This window comes from Streptomyces sp. CA-135486 (assembly GCF_050936555.1).
GTDB lineage: Bacteria > Actinomycetota > Actinomycetes > Streptomycetales > Streptomycetaceae > Streptomyces.
This window is the reverse complement of the sequence record NZ_JBNJMM010000002.1, coordinates 3646356-3664134: the sequence shown is the minus strand read 5'-3', so window position 1 is coordinate 3664134 and position 17779 is coordinate 3646356. Positions and strand designations below refer to the sequence as shown.

The window sequence follows — 17779 nt, the reverse complement described above, 5'->3', positions numbered from 1 at the left end:
GTGCTTCAACCCAATTCTTCTTGCGATGACGAGCCGCGCCGCAACGCGCCGGTCAACTCGGGCTTCCCGGTGCGATCGGCGGGCACAGCCCTGGTCATGTACACAGCGCGCGGGCCGTAACTGCCCGGGGGGACGACTCCCTCATGGCCGGTGAACCCGCGCGCGGACCAGAACGTCTCGCTGTCGGCGACGGCGACCAGGGAGATCTGCTCGTACCCGCGCGAGCAGGCCGTCGCGGTGAGGTGGTGCAGGAGACGCTGCGCCAGTCCCCTGCGACGGAAGCCCTCCGTAATGACGAGGTCGTGCAGATGCAGATTGCGGGACGGAAACGCGAACTCCTCTGTCCGGTCCAGGTCCGGGTACCGGAACATCGGATAGGGCAGTGCCAGCAGATATCCCGCCAGCCGGGGGCCCAGGTCCAGCGCGCAGCACGTGGTCGGCGACACGCGCGCCCGGGACTCCAGCGCATCCCGCCCCTCCGACAGCCCGAGGTCGGCGTAGGCACGGGACTCCATTGCCACGATGCCGTCCCAGTCACCGTCAGCGATGCGACGTATTCGGGCCTCATCGCTCATCTGCCGTACGCCTTCCCGGACATGCCGCGCCGGGCGCAGGCTCCTGGTGCCGTCGGCTGCTCCGCCCCTCGTCCCCGCCGTCAATACAGGTGTACGGCAGTGGGCTGAAGCCGTTGAAACCCTGCGTCATGTAGCTGGTCGCATACGCGCCGCAGGAGAGCACCCAGACCGGATCGCCCGACGCCAGCGTCCTGGGCACCCGGACCAGGCCGTGTTCGAGGGAGTAGGCGTCGTCGTTGTCGCAGGTGGGACCCGCCACGACGACCGGGATCTGCTCGACACCGCAGTGCGAGGGGAACGCCAGCCGGTACTGCAGCTCGTCCATCTCGTACAGGCCGTTGAACTTCCCGCAGCTCAGGTACAACCAGTGCCGGCACTCGCCGTTCGCGTTCCGCCGTGAGGACAGCCGGGACACATGCGCCCGGATCGCCCCGTGGTCCGCCACGAGATAGCGCCCGGGCTCCACGACGAAGTCGAGATGGTGCCCGGGGATCCTCCTGAGAGACTCCATCCCCTCGCGGATCACGGCGAATATCTTGTCCACCGGGGGGTTGAGTGGCCTGCCGCGTTTGTCGAGGTACCCGAGCGCCGGCAGGCCGCCGCCGAGGTTGACGTGGTCCAGGGATATACCGCGACGCTGAAGGGCGGTCAGAGTGTCAGCCAGGCTTTCGAAAGCCCTTTGCCAGGCTTCGGGCGTCATCTGCTGGGAACCAACGTGTACGGACAGCCCCGAGGGGCGAAGGCCCCTGGTCCGCGCCGCCTCGAGCACCAGTACCGCGTCGGCGGGCGAGCACCCGTACTTCCTGCTGAGTCTCCAGAGCGCCCCGTCCCCGCTGGTCGCGAGCCTGCAGAACACCCGGGCACCGGCAGCATGGTCTGCGATCGCCGCCACGTCCTCCAGGCTGTCGGTCGCGAAGTCCCTGATACCGAGGCGATACGCATCCATGATGTTCCGGTCGGACTTGACCGTGTTGCCGTAGTGCATCCTGCCGATCGGCACACCGGCCCGGAGCGCTTGCTCCATCTCCTGCGGGCTTGCCGCATCGACTCCGGCGCCCTTCTCTGCCAGCCGGGCAAGCACCTCGTCCACCGGGCAGGCCTTCATGGCGAAGCGAATGGAGACTCCGGGCAGTTCCCGGCGCAGGGTCTCGTGGCGCTCCTCGATGCCGGCGAGGTCGAAGATGATCTGATCCTCGGCCGCGGCTGCCAGCGCGGCGAACAAGGACGTGTCCTCGTGCGTCATGGTCGCTCTCCACCCGGTCGACCCGGTGGCTGCTGAAGACCGGTGACCCTGCTCGCACGCACCAGCGGTTCCCACGCCTCGACCAGTAGGGCGAAATCGGCGATGTCGCTCTGGGCTTCGTCGAGGAGGCGTTCGCGGCGCGAAGCCAGGAGATCGGCGAATGTGGCGTACCTGCCGCCCAGCTTCCGGTAGGCGGTGTCGAGGCGGTCCAGCCGCTGGACGTTCTCCGCCCGGTCCAGCCGGGTGCTCTCCCTGGCGAACCCGGCGACGGCGGATGCCCGCACCTGCCCCCGGCCGTCGAGCAGCGATGTGCCGGCCCGGGCCATCCTGTCGTAGATGAAGTTGAAGTAGAGCATCGACAATAAGAACTTGGCGAAGCGCATCTGGTAGGCCATGAAACCCGGATCGGTCCTGCGCTCGCCGGTGTAGAAGTTCACGATGTTGCGATTGTGCAGAACACCCGGCAGCGCGGCGTCGTGGACCAGATGGATCAGAAAGTAGTCACTGCCGATCGTGTCGGTCGCGGGCGGCAGCGGCACACGTTCGTGCACCCCGTGGAAGCTGATGTTGCACATGTCGACCCGCATGGGGTCGACCAGGGTCAGCGTCGAGTGGTCCTGGGCGAACGCGTCGGAGCCTGCCCCTTGGAAGGACTCGTCGACGAGCTGCCTCTTCTGCTCCCAGGGCCAGTGGACAGGCGCCCACAGACTGACCACGTCGTAGTAGACATCGTTGTCGAGCCGACGAATCTCGTCGATGTCCACGGACAGTTCACCCACGAAGGAGCTGCCCACCATCGCTACCCGCTTGTCCGTGTGCTCCGCAGCCAGCGCCGTCTCGGAGACGCCGTCCGCGGCGTCGGCCGCGCATTTACCGAGCGACGTGAGCTCGTGGTGGATGGGGAAGACGGGCTCCCCGTTCACGACCTGGTAGCGGCTGTCGGAGTCTCTCCGGTGAACGGACTCGCACCCGAGCGCGATGCTGATCAGGAACGCGCGGTTGGTGCAGGCACCGTAGGAGAGGTCGGCCGGAAGCATCAGATCCAGCATCAGGTCGGGCTTCGTGGTCTCGGTCCGGCGGATCGCCCGCTGCAGGAAGTCCCGCTGCTCCGCCTCGTCGAGGTGGTGTACGACGACTTGGCGAACCCCGCGCGTTCCGCGTACGGCTTCGGCGTGCTCCTTGAATGCGTCGGAGCTGTCCAGGATCAGGAGGTGCACCTCGACGTCGAAGTGCTCGGCGGCGTAGGCCGCCTCCTCGGCGATGGCCGCGATCGTCGACGGGCACGGCCTGTTGGTGGGAAGTGTCAGACAGATGCTGCGCATGCCACTTCTCCGGCCCGCTGGTCGAGATCCCGCGTGTTCCAGGGCTGCAGCCCCAGCAGCTTGGCACCCAGTTCGTTCAGCGTGGCAGCTCCGTATCGGAGGGCTTCGTTCTTGGTTGCGTCGCCGAGAAGCGTTCCGTTCCAGTCCGGCGTCCTGAGGTGGCGCCACGATTGGATCCGTGAATGCGTCAGCTCCCGGTGGGACTCCAGCGCCGGCATCATCGAGAGGTACTGGACCGCCCGCACGCCGTTCTCCGAGGTGTTGGGCGCTACTCCGTGCGCCAGGAGACCGTTCCAGATCAGCAGGTCGCCGGCCTCCAGTTCCGGTCGGACCACAGGCAGCTCGGCCCGGTCGATCCTCGGCCGGATCGGGTCGCGGTCGGTCGGCTGGAGGGCCTTCCACCGGTCGAACTGCCGGAACAGCTCGGGGCAGCACTGGAAGCCGCCGTGGTCCGCCCTGGTGTCGCTCAGCGCGATGATCCCCTGGACCCGCTGCGGCAGCACACCGAGCGAGGTGTCGACATCCCAGTGGAGCTCGATGTCGAACCCTCTTTCCGTGGGTGCGATCAGTGCTCGGTCTCGGTTCCTGACATTGGGAGGGTTCAGATTGAGCCGGTCCAGGCTCACCCAGAGCTCCTCGCAGTCCCACACGTCGACGAACGCGTCGTAGACCCGCTGCGTCTGGCGGCTGTCCCATATGAGCTGGTGGTGGTATGCCTCGACGAACCCGTAGATGTGCAGTTCCCGATCCAGGTCCGAGCGGAACTCACGCTCCTCGTACCACGTGTCCGCACGGTCGGGATCAAGCCCCTGGAAATCCCAGGCGAAGTCGAGCAGTCGTCGTGCCGCCGAGGCGGGGATCGCCTGCTTCACCACGACGTAGCCGTAGGTCTGCCAGAAGGTGAAGTCCTCCTCGGACAGCACCCTGAGTTGCCGTGTCTTGCGAAGGTCTCGCAGCTGAGTCTGCGCCAGGTACGTCTCGCCGTCCGAGCTGAAGTACGGGACGTCCGAAGGGGATCGGTGGAGATAACGGTCAGGTGTTGCCATGCAGTGCTCCAGTGCTCAGTTCTTCTCCGTCGCTCCCGGCTCGCTTCCGGACCCGAGGCGTCAACTGTGCGAAGTGCGGCCGGTCTCCGCCGGGAGCCTCTCCGCGCTCCCAGGGCGCCCAATGGCGACGCGGACCGGAACGCGATCACCGGAAGGCTTCAGCTCCGGTGTCGGGCGGGCGGCGTTCGGCGTCCGTCGCTGCCAGGTCCGCGCCCGTGGCGGGCGGCGGATCCTGGAAGGGCGGATGGTCGGGCCGACCGGCCCTCGAGAAGTAGTGGTTGCCCGCGGATACAGCAGTGACTTACGTGACTTACCGGCTCGATGCCCCCATGTGAAAGCGGTGTCCGTCGCCGATCGCGGACGCCGATGGTCTCCCTTGCAGTGTTGGCAGGCGCGCATCACGTCCGCCGGGCGAAGTGTCACACCCGCCCCTTGCTGCACTTGCACCCCACCAAGTTGGACTAGACCAAATGCACTTGTCAACAAGGGAATTGAGCAGGCCAGTTGACCGGACCCCCCGGCGTGATCCGTCAATCCGCCTTGAACCGCAGGTGAGCGACCCGCGAATGAGGGCGCCGGTGAGCTCCGAAAACACTGCCGACGCGACGGTCGGACCGTGGGGCACCATGCCGCCCTTCCGGTCAACAGGCGCCTTGACACTGGCAATTGACCTAAGCAATTATCCATTGGTCTGCACCAGAGCTCATCGATGTCATCGGTGTGGCGGCACTACCCGGAAGGCGCAGCCGATGTCCTCCAGCAAGCACAGCAAGGAGTTGCGACGACTCGCGCTCTCTGTCCTGCAGCCAGGGCTCGTGGGCACCGTGGCACCGGGCTGGATACTGCGTGACATCGCTTAGCTCCGCGGGACGTCCTTGACGAACACGATGCCGTCGCTGTCCGCCAGGTGGGCCGGGTCAAGCGGGGAGTAGCCGAACCAGGGGGATACGCGGGCCGCGGGCCGCGTGTCGCCGAGGGCGGTGGCCAGCCGCGGGGCGTCGATGACGCAGCGGTCCGCCGGGAGCGCGTACAGGAGTCCTTCGACGGTGTCCGGCGGCGGCGTGTCCACTCCCTGGTGCCGGATCGTGCCGAGGGCCGTGGCCACGAAGGCGTACCCCTCGCCGAGTTGGGCGCTCACCAGCGCACCGGCGCTCCACCACTCCACCCGCCCCTCCCACATCTGCATCGTGCTCTTCTCCCGCTGGAGATGGGAGTTGTGGGCGTGGATGAGTGCCGGGCCCCGAGCGGCGACGGCGAGGAGGTTGTGGGCCATCATCTGGTCCCGCGCGCCCACCAGCCGGGTCATGCGGGCCGGTGAGGTGTCGGCCATCCAGTAGTGGTAGCGCAGCAGGCCGGTCGCGGTGCGCCCGTACAGGCGCGCCCGGTCCCAGTCGTCCCGCGAGGTCGACGCGATCAGGTGCGGCGTCTGCGTGTCGAGCAGCGCCACCAGATCGTCGGCGAGCAGCCGCAGCCGGCTGGCCTCGGCCGACTGCCCCACGGACCGGGCCGGGTCCATCATCGCGGCGGGATTGGTCCACCGGTCGTCGGCGCCGAGCAGGCGGTCGAGCGTTTCCCCGGTGCAGGGGAGCAGGTCCGCGTCCACCCGGGCCGAGAGGTAGCCGTGGAGAGCGGTGAGGGCATGTCGGGGGCTCGCGGCGCCGGTGATCTCCAGCGGGCCGTCGAAACCGGCGAAGCGGAGCCGCTCGGACGCGGGCCGGCCGTCGTTGTGGGCGCGCATCCAGCGCACGAGCTCGCGGTTGGCCGCGGAGGTGCCCCACCCGTGGCTGATTCCGCGCTCCATGACCTCCTCGAGAGTGCCCGTGCCCGAGGTGACGTAGTCGTCCACGATGAGGCCCATCATGCAGTCGCTCTCGATCGCGATGGTCCGGTAGCCCTCCTGCTCGACGAGCTGCCGGAAGAGCTCGTTGCGCAGGTCGAGCAGAGTGTCCTCGCCGTGCGTGGGCTCGCCCAGAGCGAGCAGCCGAGGCCGGGCCGGGAGCAGCCTCATGACGGCGGCAGCCTCGACGGCATGGACGGTGTCCTCGATGTCAGTAGCCATGCCTTCAACGGTATCGTTGAACCTTCGGTTGAAACTTTTCCGCGATATCGTCAGTCTCATGGGGCGAAACCTTCAAAACGGTGCGCGACTCAGGCCGATTGACCTGGCGCGCGGGCACGGTCTGTCCACGCAGGCGATCAGGAACTACGAGGAGGCCGGCATCCTTCCGGCCGCCGGTCGCACACCCCACGGCTACCGCACCTATACCTCGCTGCACGCGGCAGCCCTGCGCGCGTTCCTCGCCCTGGTGCCCGGCCACGGCCACCAGACGGCGACGTCGATCATGCGGGCGGTGAACGAGGGCGCGGCCGAGGAGGCGTTCCGCCTCATCGACGAGAGCCACGCCCAGCTCCTCGACGACCGGCGGACCCTCCAGGCCGTGGAGAGCGCCCTCCGCGACCTGGAGCCCACCACGGCGCCCGAGCCCGGTGTGGGGTCCGAGCCCGGTGTGGGGTCCGAGCCAGCCGCGGTGTCCGGGCCCGGCGGCACGTTCATCGGGCCGCTGGCAGAGAAGCTCGGAATCCGGCCCGCGACGCTGCGCAAATGGGAGCGCGCCGGGCTGGTGCGCCCGCGCCGCGCGCCGCTGACCGGGTACCGCGTCTACGACGAGGCCGACGTACGGGACGCCCGGCTGGCCCACCAACTCAGGCGGGGCGGCTACCTGCTGGAGCAGATCGCCCCGCTGATCGCCCAGGTGCGGGCGGCCGGCGGGCTGGAGCCACTGGAGGCCGCACTGTGCGACTGGCGCGGTCGGCTGTCCGCCCGCGGGCGGGCGATGCTGACCGGGGCCGCCGAGTTGGAGGCGTACCTCCGCAAGCGCGGATGAGACTTCGGTCGCCAGCCGAAGAGAACAAGGGTCACCAACGGTTCCGTCTCGGCTGACCCGTCCGCCGATGTCGGCCTGGTCCTGGGCAGAGCCGCCCGCAGCGCCGGCGGCGAGTACGAGGCTGAAGCAGCCGCCGCCGTCCGCACCTTCGCCTGCGACCAGCCGACGAAGTCCTCGTCACTCCACCTCCCATCCAGCCGGTCTCGTACCCATGCCGCCGTCGTGTCACCGGAATTGCCCGCCCGCGCCACCCGCACGGTCCGGGGCGGAATCCGCGCACCGGAGTGGGGATGGAGGGGCACCGGCTCACCTCAGGGAGGACGGTCGTCCGTCGAAACCGGCATGAGCATGCCCAGCGATCATGTAGTTCCGTCCGGGAATCTCAAGGTCCCCTGAGGGGTGCATCCCTGACGGCTCATCAGTTCCTTCTGTCGTTGCAACCCTCTTTCACTGTCATGTGAACTGTGAAATTGTACGGTCACACTTTCGGCGGGCATGACAGCTCCGGAAGTGCTCAATTCCGTTGCCATCACGGTCCGCACCCCCCCCACCGCCGTGCCCCACGCACGGCTGCCGACCGGCCTGGAGGCCATCGCCATGCGCAGACCCCCCACGCTCAGGAAACTCGCTCAACTGCTGATACCTACCGTGGCCGCCGCCGGCCTGGGGCTCACCATGCTCGCCCCCCATGGCGCGGCGTCCCCGGCCGGCGCCGGGGCACCCAAGCCCGCACCGAGGTCGGCCCCCGCCCCACAGCCCGCCTCCGCCACCGTGCTTGCCGCCGATCTCGCACCCGGACACGCCGTCGCCCCCGCGCGATCCGCCACGAAGACCTCGAACCCCGCGCAACGCCCTCCGCTCCCCGCGGCCCAGAACGCCGGGGAGCGCAAGCAGGCCCGCTCTGCGGCGAAGGCCGCGGCCGACTGCAACGTCAGCGACTTCACCTCGAAGACCGGCGCTGCCCTGGTCGAGCAGGTCAAGCAGTCGGAAACCACCTGCATCAACACGCTGTTCAGCGTGACCGGTGAGGACTCCAAGGCCCTCTTCCGCGAGGAACAGATGGTCACGGTGGCGAACGCACTCAAGGATGTCGCGACCAACTACCCGGGGGACAACAGCACTTTCGCAACCCAGGTGGTGCTGTACCTGCGCGCCGGCTACTACATCCAGTACAACCAGCCGGAGAACGTCGGCGAATACGGCCCGACGCTGAAGAGCGCCATACAGGGGGCCCTGGCGGCCTTCTTCGGCTCGTCCCACGCCTTCGACGTCACCGAGGCCAACGGAGAGACCCTGGCCGAGACGGTCACCCTGATCGACAGCTCCGGAGAGAACGCCCGCTACCTCGACCTGGTCAAGCGTCTACAGAAGGACTACAACCCGTCGTACGACCAGTTCTACGGGATGCTCGCGGCGGTCAACAACACCTACACCGTGCTCTTCCGCGGCCACCAGCTGCCGGAGTTCGTGGAAGCCGTGAAGGCTGACCCGAGCGTCCTCACCGGACTGCGTGACTTCGCCGTCGCCCACGACGATCTGCTCGGCACCGACAAGTCCTACCTGGCCAGCAACGCCGGACGCGAACTCGGCCGCTTCCTGCGGCACGCCGACCTCAAGGACACCGTCAAGCCGTTGGTCAAGGAGCTGCTCGGCCGCAGCGAGATCACTGGACGCACCGCCCCACTCTGGGTCGGCCTTGCCGAGATGACGGACGAGCACGACAAGGAGAACTGCGCCGAGTACGACACCTGTGACCTGCAGAACCGCGTGCGCGACGCCGTGCTGACGGTCAAGCACGCATGCGGTCCGAGCGTGAAGATCCTCGCACAGGCGCTGACCGCGTCCGAACTGTCGGCCACGTGCGACAGCATCCTCAAGCAGGACCCGGTCTTCCACAACATCGTCAGGGACAACGGTCCGGTCAAGGACGACAACAACACCAGCATCGAGATCGTCGCCTTCAACTCCAGTACCGACTACAAGACCTACGCCGGTGTCGTCTTCGGCGTCGACACCAACAACGGCGGCATATACCTGGAGGGTGACCCGGCCGCTGAGGACAACCAGCCGCGCTTCATCGCCTACGAGCAGCCGGCCCAGGACGGCGCCTTCCAGATCTGGAACCTCAACCACGAGTACACCCACTATCTCGACGGCCGCTACGACCTGTACGGCGACTTCGCAGCCGGGCAGACCACCCCGACCGTGATGTGGATCGAGGGTTTCGCCGAGTACGTCTCCTACTCGTACCGCGGCATCACCTACGACAGGGCGATCGAGGAGGCGGGCAAGAGCACCTACAAGCTCAGCCAGCTCTTCGGGACCACCTACGACAAGGCCGACACCACCCGTATCTACCAGTGGGGCTATCTGGGCGTCCGTTACATGCTCCAGTCGCACCCCGAGGACGTGGCCACCCTGCTCGGCCACTACCGCGCGGGCGAGTACGACGCGGCCCACGGCCTGCTCCGCGACACCATCGGCACCAAGTACGACGCCGACTTCGCCGACTGGCTGAGCAAGTGCGCCGGCGGCGACTGCGGCCAACTGCCGGCCCGGAGCGGCCGGTGACCGGGGCCTCGGTCACCGGCAAGAACTGAGCCAGGAGAGCCTGGTGTCCCGCGCATCGTTCGTGCGCGGGACACCGCTTCTCAACGAGGTTGTCGCCGAGGACGGCGGGGGAAAACCCCACCGCGGACGTTCGTACAGGCACGATCGATCCGGCGTACAACGACTGTGATCGTGGATGCATGGAGATCACGCAGCACTCATATCGCCGTTCCGCCCGTTCGTTCGTTTCGAAGACCATGGGCAAGCCCGCCCAGTCGTGCGTCTGGCGGGGAATCACATTGCTGCCGGTGTCGGCTGCCCGGCTCATGCGCACAGTATTGAGAGGGCACTTCGCCGCGGTGCCGGTGGCGCTCCTGGGGATGGGGCTGGGGCTCGTCGCCTGGTTCATCATCCTGATCAGCACACAAGCGGCCGTAAATGGCGCTCTCTACCCGCTCTTGGATGCGCACGACTACCAGAACTCCTGGGGCGGCCCGACCCTGGCGGGTGCCTGGGCGGCTCACGCGGCGCTGGCCGTGCCGATTCTCGTGGCTGCCGTATGGCTACTGCGTGGCCTGGTCGCACTCGGCTCTTACAACCAGGAATCGTCCACCGGAGCGAGGTCCCACCGGTGGAGCAGGCCGCTCGCCATCCTGTTGGCCGTAGCAGGAGCGGTGCTGTTCGTGGGATGGATCAATCAGCTGTGAACCGGACGGCATGTGGTTGATGCAACAAATGACCTACCAGTCGAGTCTGTTGCCCAATTCGTCGTCGAGCCGGTCAACGACGATCATCGCCACATCGTCCACCAGGCTGCCCTCGGTGTGGCGGATCAAGTCCAGGTGCAACTGTTCCACGAACTCGGGCGGAGTGCAGTCGTGCATCGCTTCCATGGCCTCGGGCAAGGCGAAGAATTCGTTGTCGCGATTGCGGGCTTCTATGACGCCGTCGGTGTACAGCAGCAGGCGATCGCCGGGTACGAACGGATAGCTCTCCGCCTTGGCGGGAGGACCGGTGATGAAGTCTTCCAAGCCAAGGGGCGGCAGTGGTGAGGTCGGCATCAGGGCCTGGGCCTTGCCCTCATTGAGCACCAGCGGAGGCAGATGGCCACGGTTGACCAACTCCACCACGCGTCCGTCCGACACCTGAGCCACGAGCGCGGTGACGAACGATTCCGCCTGTTCCACCTCGTCGTCCTGATCGATCCCACGCGGCATCGCGCGCTCACGTCGCAGCGCAGCCGCGCAGTGGTTGATGACCTCCACCAGGTCTTCTTCATAGTGCACGGCCTCCCGGAAAGCGCCGACCACGGCTGCGGCCGAACGCACAGCAGGAAGCCCCTTGCCGCGGACGTCTCCGACGATCATCCGGACCCCGTACCGGGTCTGAACGGCCTCGTACAGATCGCCGCCGATCTGCGCCCCCGTCTCTGCCGCGATATACCTGCTGGCCGCCCGCACGGGGCCGAGTCGGGCGGGCACGGGCCGCAGCAGCACCCTCTGTGCCGCCACGGCGATCCGGCGTACCTGGTTGAGCTCGCCCTGCCTGCGGGTGTGCACGGCCCTACTGGTCGTGACACTGGCCGCGGAGACCAGCAGCAGAGCCAGGAAGTTGGTGTAGACCTGCTGGGTTCCCCACGCTTGGTTGTAGGTAGCCGTGGCAACGCTTATTGCCAGAGCGAAGGCCGCTGCCGCGAGGGTGCCTTTGGGGCCCATCGCAACCGCGGCCAATGCCGGCGTCGCGGTGAGGAGGGGGCCGGTGTACAGGAAGTGCGCAGGCGAGAGCTCGATACCCACCACCAGCAATGCGATGGCGAATGGCACACACTCCGCGAGGGTGAAGAGGACCCGACTGTGACCGCCCGCCCCGGGTCGAGGAGCGGAGCGGAAGAGCGACCGCATGCATACAGCCTGCCTCGTTGAAGCGCCATGCTCTACTCGGCGGCACCCGGAACACCCGCCGATTCGCCTCTCGCCGGCCCTCGCGACGCTTCCATCAGTTCCCTGTACACCCCCGCCAGGTGCCGGCGCCGGAGCGTCCCGAGCTTCAGCTGCCGCCGTCGTTGAGGAGCGCGTCGGCCGTGCGGAGCATGAGGTCCCGGGCCTCGCCCCCGTCCAGGTAGCCGCCGACCATCGCGCCGTCGCGCAGCAGCAGAAGAGATGCCGCGGCCGGTACGGGGTGGGGGTGGCCGTTGGCCCGCAGCAGGTCGGCGACGGCATCGCGGAACCAGGTCCGGTGCCTGGTGACCAGGAGCCGGACCGGGTGCGCGGGGTCAGGGTACTCGGCCGCGGCGTTGATGAAAGGGCAGCCTCGGAACCCCGCGCCGCACACCTCGTCGGCGAGCCACTCGACTACGGCGGTGAGCGCATCGCGGGGGTGCGGGCTCTCGGTGGCCATCTGCTCCACCTGCGACCGGATCGCCTCGTCCCGCAGGCGGAGGTACTCGACAACCAGGTCTTCCTTGGAGGGGAAGTGCCGGTAGAACGTCGCCTTCGTCACGCCCGCGGCGGCGATCAGGCGGTCGACGCCCACGGAGTGGATGCCCTCGGCGTAGAAGGTGCCCGCCGCTGCCTCGACGAGGCGATCACGAGCGGACGACCTGGCGGCCGGGTCGGGTTGAACGGACATAAACCAAACATTAACAGACCGGTCTGTCTCTTTGGGCTTGACAGGGGACGCGATGAGGGATTCCATCTGAGGCAGACAGAACGTTCTGTCTACTGCCAAGGTCGCTTTATCCGCCCGCAAACCGCAAGGGGAGTTCCGCCCATGAGCGTCTTCACCACTACCGACGGCACTGACATCCACTACAAGGACTGGGGCAGCGGACAGCCCGTGGTCTTCAGTCACGGCTGGCCGCTGAACGCGGACGCCTGGGACGGCCAGATGCGATTCGTCGCAGAGAACGGCTTCCGCGCCATCGCCCACGACCGGCGCGGCCACGGCCGCTCCGCCCAGCCCTGGCAGGGCAACGACATGGACACCTACGCCGACGACCTCGCCCAACTGATCGAGCACCTCGGCCTGGACAACGTCGTTCTCGTCGGCCACTCCACCGGCGGCGGCGAGGTCGCCCGCTACATCGGACGGCACGGCACTGCCCGCGTCGCCAAGTCGGTGCTCCTCGGCGCCGTCCCGCCGCAGATGCTCAAGACCGGCAGCAACCCCGGCGGTTTGCCCATCGAGGTCATCGACGGCATCCGCGAAGGCGTACGCCTCGACCGCTCCGAGTTCTACCGGACGCTGAGCGAGAGCTTCTACGGTGCCAACAGGCCCGGTTCCTCCGTCTCGCAGGGCACCCGTGACGCCTTCTGGTTGATGAGCATGCAGGCCGGCCTGAAGGCGGCGTACGACTGCATCGCGCAGTTCTCGGAGACCGACTTCACCGAGGACCTGAAGCGCATCGATGTGCCCACCCTGATCGCCCACGGTGACGACGACCAGATCGTGCCCATCGCCAACTCGGCGCAGAAGGCGGCCCGGCTGGTCAAGTACGCCACCCTCAAGATCTACCCGGGCGCCCCGCACGGCCTGACCGGAGCCTTCGAGCAGGCATTCAACGCTGACCTGCTCGACTTCATCACCAAGTAACCCCCAGCGGCAGCCCGAAGCATCCGCGGTCCTCAGGTGGGGACGACCCCAGAGCCCCACCTGCAGGGCCCGGCACAAGGCCGGAAGACGACGCATACCTCGTATGCCCCCCAACTCCCCGATTCCCCGGAGGGCGAGAACGGCAGCCCCTGGCGTCGGCGCTCGTTGCCCCCGCCGGAGGTCTACCGATGAGAGTTGGGGTGCCACCACAGTTCTTCGGTCAGGGTCTCCCACGGGACGCGCATGTGCCGGTGCTCGGATCCGTACACGACCGCAGCACGCGTCTTCGCGAGGAACGTCTCCAGGTCGCCGGAGGGCATGGCCAGCAGGGCTCTCCCCTCGGGCGAGCTGAGACTGATGTGCACACGGTCGGGCCCCTCCTGCCCGGCGACGGCCGCTTCCCTGTGGACCCTGACATCTCCCGTACCGGAGGCATGGCGCAGGCCTTCGACGAGAAGTTCCCTGGCGAAGACCCACTCGACCTGAGCACCAGGGGGCTCTCCGAAGACGACGCGCACCGCGTACGGGTCGTCCGAACGGTAGGTGAAGGTGGCGGGAAGGAGCCGGGGGCGTGGCGGGCCGTCCCCGAGGAGCTGCAGTTGGGTGTGGGCCCGGACGGTCGTCACCCCCCGCTCGGTCTCCACGGTGCAAGCCATTGGCGCCCGTTGCTGAACCGCGGGCAGCCCTGCGTCCTTACCCGTGGCGGGAGCGGGCTCCGGCCGTGGATGTGCCAGGTCGCGCCCTGGGAGCAGGTGCCAGAGCGCATCCGTCCCCCGCGCGACCACAAGAAGCCTGCGTCGTGGCCCGCCGTCCCCGGGCAGCACGCCCGGTCCCGGCATGGTCGTCTGCGGCGGCATGGGAAAGCGCAAGGCAAGGCACAGCCCCGTCTGCGCCCGCACCGGTCGGCCGAAATCCCGGTGGGCGTGGAATAGCCCATGGTGAAGCCGCTCTGCCGGCACGGCCTCCAACATCGTCCATCCGAAAGGGAGATCGGCGTGCGACAGGAGACCCGGCAACGAAACGCACGTCAACAGCCGGTCCCCGCACCGGTCGGCCCGGCGCGGCAGGTCGCCAAAGCCAAGCCCTGGCGCCTGCGGGCGGGCGCACCAGCGGCACAGCTGTCGCCTTCCACCCGGCGGCGGCTGGAGCCACGGGCCGAGACCGCCGTACAGGTCGGGGAAGTTCAGCGGGCGCCGTCGGGCAGACAGCCGCAGGGTCCGTTCGAGCAATCCTGGATGCGGGCTCCAGGCGCTGAGGCTCGTCGGCGCGACGGTCGTCGGAGACGTCCAGGCTTCCTTCTCCCTCAGGCTCTCCCCCAGGCCGGGCGTGTCCCACAGGACCACTTCCGGGGCAACGGGAGAGAGCTCCGGAGCTGCGCTGCCGGCGGTCTGTCGCCATATCCCCCTCAGCACTCTCCACCCGGCCGGGACGATGACCAGCTCGTGCCGTGCCCGGGGAAAGAGCCACCCGGCCGCGGCGCAGACCGGCGCGTCGACGGAGATCGCGGGCCCCGAAACGTCACTCGCCGGGAGCGGCTTGGGCGCCGTCTGCGGCCTCTGGTTCTCGAGACGGGCCTCGAGAAGATCACGGACGCCGCTGCGGGTGTGGGCGCGTACAGCCATCACCCGGGGCGCTCCCAGACTGGAGGCTGCCAGCAGGGCATCGAAATCATCACTCACGCTGGGAGCTCGGTTGAAGTCCACGGCTCCACCTGTCGGCTCAGTCATTCCGTTCCCCCCGTACCGGGTCCCTGCCACCGCTCCGCAGTGGCGCGGAGCCTGACGCGTACCCGGCTCAAGCGACGTTCCAGGGCCTTCTCGGTCAGTCCCGCCAACGCGGCGGCCTCGCTCTGGCTGCATCCCACGGCCCGCCAGCCGACGCCGATCCGCACCTGAGAGTCGGTCAGCAGCGGGAGGACGCGATTGATCTCGTCGTGGACGGCAGCCGCGTGGCAGGGATCGGCGGCACGCTGATCGGGGATGCCGACCAGCGGATCGGCATCCTCCGGGCCCAGAGGTGCCGCCCGCATGCCCTGCCGTGTCATACGCTCCCGGCTCCAGCGGACGTACACCGGCCGGAAAGCGCGCACACAGGCACCGACGTAATACGTCGTCAGCCTCGCGCCGCCGTCCGGGGTCCATCTGCCGTTCTCGAGCGCGTGGGTGCGGAAGAGCTCCAGACCCGCCAGGACGGTGTCGGTGGCGACCTCAATACGGTCGTCCCGGTCCCAGTCGTGGATGATCGCACCATCCGGGACCGGCCTGTGAATCATGCCGGTCTGCCGGAAGATCTCCCCCGTACTGTTCCAGCCGATCATGATCGGCCAGCCGTACTCCATCAGCTGACCTGCGAACTTACGGTAGCGGGGGCCGGTGAAGCCATCGGCGCGCAGCACTTCCACCACTCGGGCGTCCCCGGCCAGCCGCTCCGTGCGGGCTGCCGCGGCCTCCCGCTCCACTCCCTGGGCCAGCAGATCCTCGATCCGGGCCAGCTCCTGCCCGTGTGGCGGCAGGAACGATCCCTCGCTGCCGGCATCCGAGGACGGGCCGGAGCACTGCGGACCGGGGCACCCGGGGGCACCAGCTGTGATCTCACTCGACACACCGGCTCCTTCGCGCAGTCGCGGACCCGTCATCGGGTGCGTGGCAATTCGCTCACGACCTTCTGATAGCTCCGATGCGCGGATCTCCCCCCGGGCATATCCCAATAATCCTCACTAACCGGGCAAGAGAGTCCTCATGCGGGGGCAACGGCGTCGGACGCGGCTACAGCAACAACAACCGGACACGGCCTCTGCCGTGTCGCCCTGCCAGCAACAGGAGCTGCCGTGAACGCTCCCCTCCTGGGCCAGCGCGCCGCCGTCATCCTCCTCCTCGGCACCCTCACCGCCCTCGCCGCCGGCGCCCTCACCGCCTCCAAAGGCGGCACCCTCGCCGATGCCACGCTCATCGGCGGCGCCACCTTCACCGCCGCCGTCACCTTCTTCCACACCATCATCGAATAGCCCGAACACGGGCTCCGGGCCGGCCACCCTCGCCCTCAGCTCCACGGAACTGAGGGCAGGGGCAGCCTGTTCGTACACCGCATGTACGGAGAGCCAAGGCAGCCGTCATCCGGCACCGCCGCACAACTGACGCCCCGTCACGACGCTGACCGCCCAAGGCTACTGACGAACACTCTGGATTCGTGCGGTCGCGGTCGCCACAGCCACCGGCCTGCCGTCGTCGCCGAGCAGCTCACCGGCCAGAAAGCACACCTCTTTGCCACGCTGCACGACCCGTCCTCGCCCCAGAAGCCGTCCCGGGCGGGCGGGGCGGAGGAACTGAACATGAAGATCGAGGGTCGGCGCGAACTGGTCTTCCGGCAACGTCGCGACCAGCGCCGGACCCAATGTGTCATCGAGCATCGCGGCCAAGAACCCGCCCTGGATGACACCGGCAGGATTCACGAACTGATCACCCGCCGCAAACGCCACCTCGATGGTCCCCTGCTCCGGATCCACACCGACCAGTTCCCAGCCGAGAAGCACCGCCGCAGGGGGCGGTGGGACCCGACCCGCCTGCACGTCCCAAAACAAGCCACGCCTTTGCGTATCCATCTCCATGAAGGACATTGAACAGGCTCCCACTGACAGCCCCGGCAACCGGAGGGTCCTCGCATACGCCCACAATCGGTGAGGTCCCAGAAATGACGGGAACCTTACGGGGCTTCCGCGGAACGGCCCTAGGCTCGGATCGTCCGTATACCCGAGAAATTTGGAGGTTTCGTGCCCAACGCTCTTATCACCGGTGCCAGTTCGGGAATCGGTGCCGCCTTCGCCCATAGATTCGCTGCCTCCGGATGCAACCTCGTCCTCGTCGCCCGGGACAAGGTCCGTCTCGAGGCGAGCGCCGACGAGCTGCGAGCCCGGTACGGCGTCCAGGTCGAGGTCATGGCCGCCGATCTGATCGATCCGGCGGAGTGCGGACGGGTGGAAGAGCGGCTCTCCTCGGCCACTGCCCCGGTCGACATCCTCATCAACAACGCCGGCTTCGGACTTCCGGCGCCCTTCCCCCACAGCGCGATCGACGACGAGGAACGGATGCTCGACCTACTGGTCCGCGCGCCGCTTCGACTCACTCACGCGGCCATTCCCGGCATGACCGCCCGCGGAAAGGGGGCGATCCTCAATGTCTCCTCGGTTGCCGCTCTGCTGCCCACCGGCACCTATGGTGCCGCCAAGGCCTGGCTCACGGCCTTCAGTGAATCACTGCGCGTCGACCTCGCTCCCCATGGAGTGAAGGTCCTCGCCCTGTGCCCTGGCTTCACCCGGACGGAATTCCAGAAGCGTGCCGGCATGGACGTCAGCTCGCTCCCCGAATGGGCGTGGCTCGACGCCAACCGTGTCGTGGAGCAGGCGGTCAAGGATCTGAGCCGAAACCGCCCGGTCAGCATCACGGGACTGCAGTACAAGGCATACGCTTTCGCAGTCCGCCATGTGCCGCGTGCCCTCTCGGCCAAGATGGCCCGCTCCCGCAAACCACGCCAATAGGGTCGTCGGACCCTACGAACCCTGTGCGGGGTCAGA

Annotated in this window: 16 protein-coding genes; 6 read left to right on the top strand and 10 right to left on the bottom strand. The window is 67.9% G+C overall.

Features of this window, described 5'->3' with window-relative positions; translation table 11 throughout:
* Positions 1–5: 5 nt before the first annotated feature.
* From ACQEVG_RS36100 to ACQEVG_RS36080, 5 genes are all read right to left on the bottom strand, one after another.
* A complete protein-coding gene (locus ACQEVG_RS36100) occupies positions 6–575 on the bottom strand; it encodes a GNAT family N-acetyltransferase (RefSeq protein ID WP_432991843.1) in 570 nt (189 codons plus the stop codon).
* On the bottom strand, positions 565–1818 hold the full coding sequence (locus tag ACQEVG_RS36095; protein ID WP_432991841.1) for an alanine racemase: 1254 nt from the start codon (positions 1816–1818) through the stop codon (positions 565–567). Before ACQEVG_RS36095 ends, ACQEVG_RS36100 begins: the two co-directional genes overlap by 11 nt.
* Entirely contained in the window at positions 1815–3140 is a 1326-nt protein-coding gene (locus ACQEVG_RS36090; RefSeq protein ID WP_432991839.1) for a DUF6271 family protein, read from the bottom strand. The genes ACQEVG_RS36095 and ACQEVG_RS36090 overlap by 4 nt, the downstream gene beginning before the upstream one ends.
* Positions 3122–4186, bottom strand: a complete 1065-nt coding sequence (locus tag ACQEVG_RS36085) for a phytanoyl-CoA dioxygenase family protein (RefSeq protein WP_432991837.1) — start codon at positions 4184–4186, stop codon at positions 3122–3124. The genes ACQEVG_RS36090 and ACQEVG_RS36085 overlap by 19 nt, the downstream gene beginning before the upstream one ends.
* A gap of 856 nt (positions 4187–5042) precedes the next feature.
* Complete coding sequence (locus ACQEVG_RS36080) at positions 5043–6245, bottom strand: erythromycin esterase family protein (protein WP_432991835.1); 1203 nt, start codon at positions 6243–6245, stop codon at positions 5043–5045.
* Positions 6246–6303: 58 nt separating this feature from the next.
* On the opposite strand from ACQEVG_RS36080, the gene ACQEVG_RS36075 reads away from it, so the two are divergent.
* The 3 genes from ACQEVG_RS36075 to ACQEVG_RS36065 all read left to right on the top strand — a co-directional run bounded on the left by ACQEVG_RS36075 (position 6304) and on the right by ACQEVG_RS36065 (position 10328).
* Positions 6304–7071 carry a TioE family transcriptional regulator gene (locus tag ACQEVG_RS36075; RefSeq protein WP_432991833.1) on the top strand — a complete coding sequence of 256 codons (768 nt, stop codon included), beginning with the start codon at positions 6304–6306 and terminating at the stop codon, positions 7069–7071.
* A 597-nt stretch (positions 7072–7668) separates the two neighbouring features.
* Complete coding sequence (locus ACQEVG_RS36070; protein ID WP_432993153.1) at positions 7669–9642, top strand: collagenase; 1974 nt, start codon at positions 7669–7671, stop codon at positions 9640–9642.
* A 179-nt stretch (positions 9643–9821) separates the two neighbouring features.
* Positions 9822–10328 (top strand): hypothetical protein, encoded by a 507-nt coding sequence (locus ACQEVG_RS36065; RefSeq protein ID WP_432991831.1) that lies wholly within the window; start codon positions 9822–9824, stop codon positions 10326–10328.
* Between the two features lie 33 nt (positions 10329–10361).
* On the opposite strand, the gene ACQEVG_RS36060 is transcribed toward ACQEVG_RS36065, so the two are convergent.
* Positions 10362–11522: a PP2C family protein-serine/threonine phosphatase gene (locus ACQEVG_RS36060; protein ID WP_432991829.1), complete on the bottom strand. Its 1161-nt coding sequence runs from the start codon at positions 11520–11522 to the stop codon at positions 10362–10364.
* Between the two features lie 145 nt (positions 11523–11667).
* Entirely contained in the window at positions 11668–12249 is a 582-nt protein-coding gene (locus ACQEVG_RS36055) for a TetR/AcrR family transcriptional regulator (protein ID WP_432991827.1), read from the bottom strand.
* 141 nt (positions 12250–12390) lie between these two features.
* Between ACQEVG_RS36055 and ACQEVG_RS36050 the strand changes: the two genes are divergently transcribed.
* Entirely contained in the window at positions 12391–13212 is an 822-nt protein-coding gene (locus ACQEVG_RS36050) for an alpha/beta fold hydrolase (RefSeq protein ID WP_432991825.1), read from the top strand.
* 182 nt (positions 13213–13394) lie between these two features.
* Here the strand turns inward: ACQEVG_RS36050 and ACQEVG_RS36045 are convergent, their stop codons facing one another.
* Both ACQEVG_RS36045 and ACQEVG_RS36040 read right to left on the bottom strand, forming a co-directional pair.
* Positions 13395–13868 carry an SsgA family sporulation/cell division regulator gene (locus ACQEVG_RS36045; protein ID WP_432991823.1) on the bottom strand — a complete coding sequence of 158 codons (474 nt, stop codon included), beginning with the start codon at positions 13866–13868 and terminating at the stop codon, positions 13395–13397.
* 1067 nt (positions 13869–14935) lie between these two features.
* The gene (locus tag ACQEVG_RS36040) at positions 14936–15814 is read right to left on the bottom strand and encodes a hypothetical protein (RefSeq protein WP_432991821.1); all 879 of its coding nucleotides are present in this window, start codon (positions 15812–15814) and stop codon (positions 14936–14938) included.
* Positions 15815–16039: 225 nt separating this feature from the next.
* On the opposite strand from ACQEVG_RS36040, the gene ACQEVG_RS36035 reads away from it, so the two are divergent.
* A complete protein-coding gene (locus tag ACQEVG_RS36035) occupies positions 16040–16216 on the top strand; it encodes a hypothetical protein (RefSeq protein ID WP_432991819.1) in 177 nt (58 codons plus the stop codon).
* 159 nt (positions 16217–16375) lie between these two features.
* On the opposite strand, the gene ACQEVG_RS36030 is transcribed toward ACQEVG_RS36035, so the two are convergent.
* Positions 16376–16825, bottom strand: coding sequence for a PaaI family thioesterase (locus tag ACQEVG_RS36030; protein ID WP_432991817.1), 450 nt, complete (start codon positions 16823–16825; stop codon positions 16376–16378).
* Positions 16826–16978: 153 nt separating this feature from the next.
* On the opposite strand from ACQEVG_RS36030, the gene ACQEVG_RS36025 reads away from it, so the two are divergent.
* Entirely contained in the window at positions 16979–17743 is a 765-nt protein-coding gene (locus tag ACQEVG_RS36025) for an SDR family NAD(P)-dependent oxidoreductase (RefSeq protein WP_432991815.1), read from the top strand.
* Positions 17744–17779 lie beyond the last annotated feature (36 nt).

Coding starts and splice junctions, on each gene's coding strand:
- ACQEVG_RS36095 (WP_432991841.1), bottom strand. CDS start 1,818: ATGACGCACGAGGACACGTCCTTGTTCGCCGCGCTGGCAGCCGCGGCC.
- ACQEVG_RS36065 (WP_432991831.1), top strand. CDS start 9,822: ATGGAGATCACGCAGCACTCATATCGCCGTTCCGCCCGTTCGTTCGTT.
- ACQEVG_RS36070 (WP_432993153.1), top strand. CDS start 7,669: ATGCGCAGACCCCCCACGCTCAGGAAACTCGCTCAACTGCTGATACCT.
- ACQEVG_RS36075 (WP_432991833.1), top strand. CDS start 6,304: ATGGGGCGAAACCTTCAAAACGGTGCGCGACTCAGGCCGATTGACCTG.
- ACQEVG_RS36030 (WP_432991817.1), bottom strand. CDS start 16,825: ATGTCCTTCATGGAGATGGATACGCAAAGGCGTGGCTTGTTTTGGGAC.
- ACQEVG_RS36045 (WP_432991823.1), bottom strand. CDS start 13,868: ATGGCTTGCACCGTGGAGACCGAGCGGGGGGTGACGACCGTCCGGGCC.
- ACQEVG_RS36085 (WP_432991837.1), bottom strand. CDS start 4,186: ATGGCAACACCTGACCGTTATCTCCACCGATCCCCTTCGGACGTCCCG.
- ACQEVG_RS36055 (WP_432991827.1), bottom strand. CDS start 12,249: ATGTCCGTTCAACCCGACCCGGCCGCCAGGTCGTCCGCTCGTGATCGC.
- ACQEVG_RS36080 (WP_432991835.1), bottom strand. CDS start 6,245: ATGGCTACTGACATCGAGGACACCGTCCATGCCGTCGAGGCTGCCGCC.
- ACQEVG_RS36060 (WP_432991829.1), bottom strand. CDS start 11,522: ATGCGGTCGCTCTTCCGCTCCGCTCCTCGACCCGGGGCGGGCGGTCAC.
- ACQEVG_RS36090 (WP_432991839.1), bottom strand. CDS start 3,140: ATGCGCAGCATCTGTCTGACACTTCCCACCAACAGGCCGTGCCCGTCG.
- ACQEVG_RS36100 (WP_432991843.1), bottom strand. CDS start 575: ATGAGCGATGAGGCCCGAATACGTCGCATCGCTGACGGTGACTGGGAC.
- ACQEVG_RS36050 (WP_432991825.1), top strand. CDS start 12,391: ATGAGCGTCTTCACCACTACCGACGGCACTGACATCCACTACAAGGAC.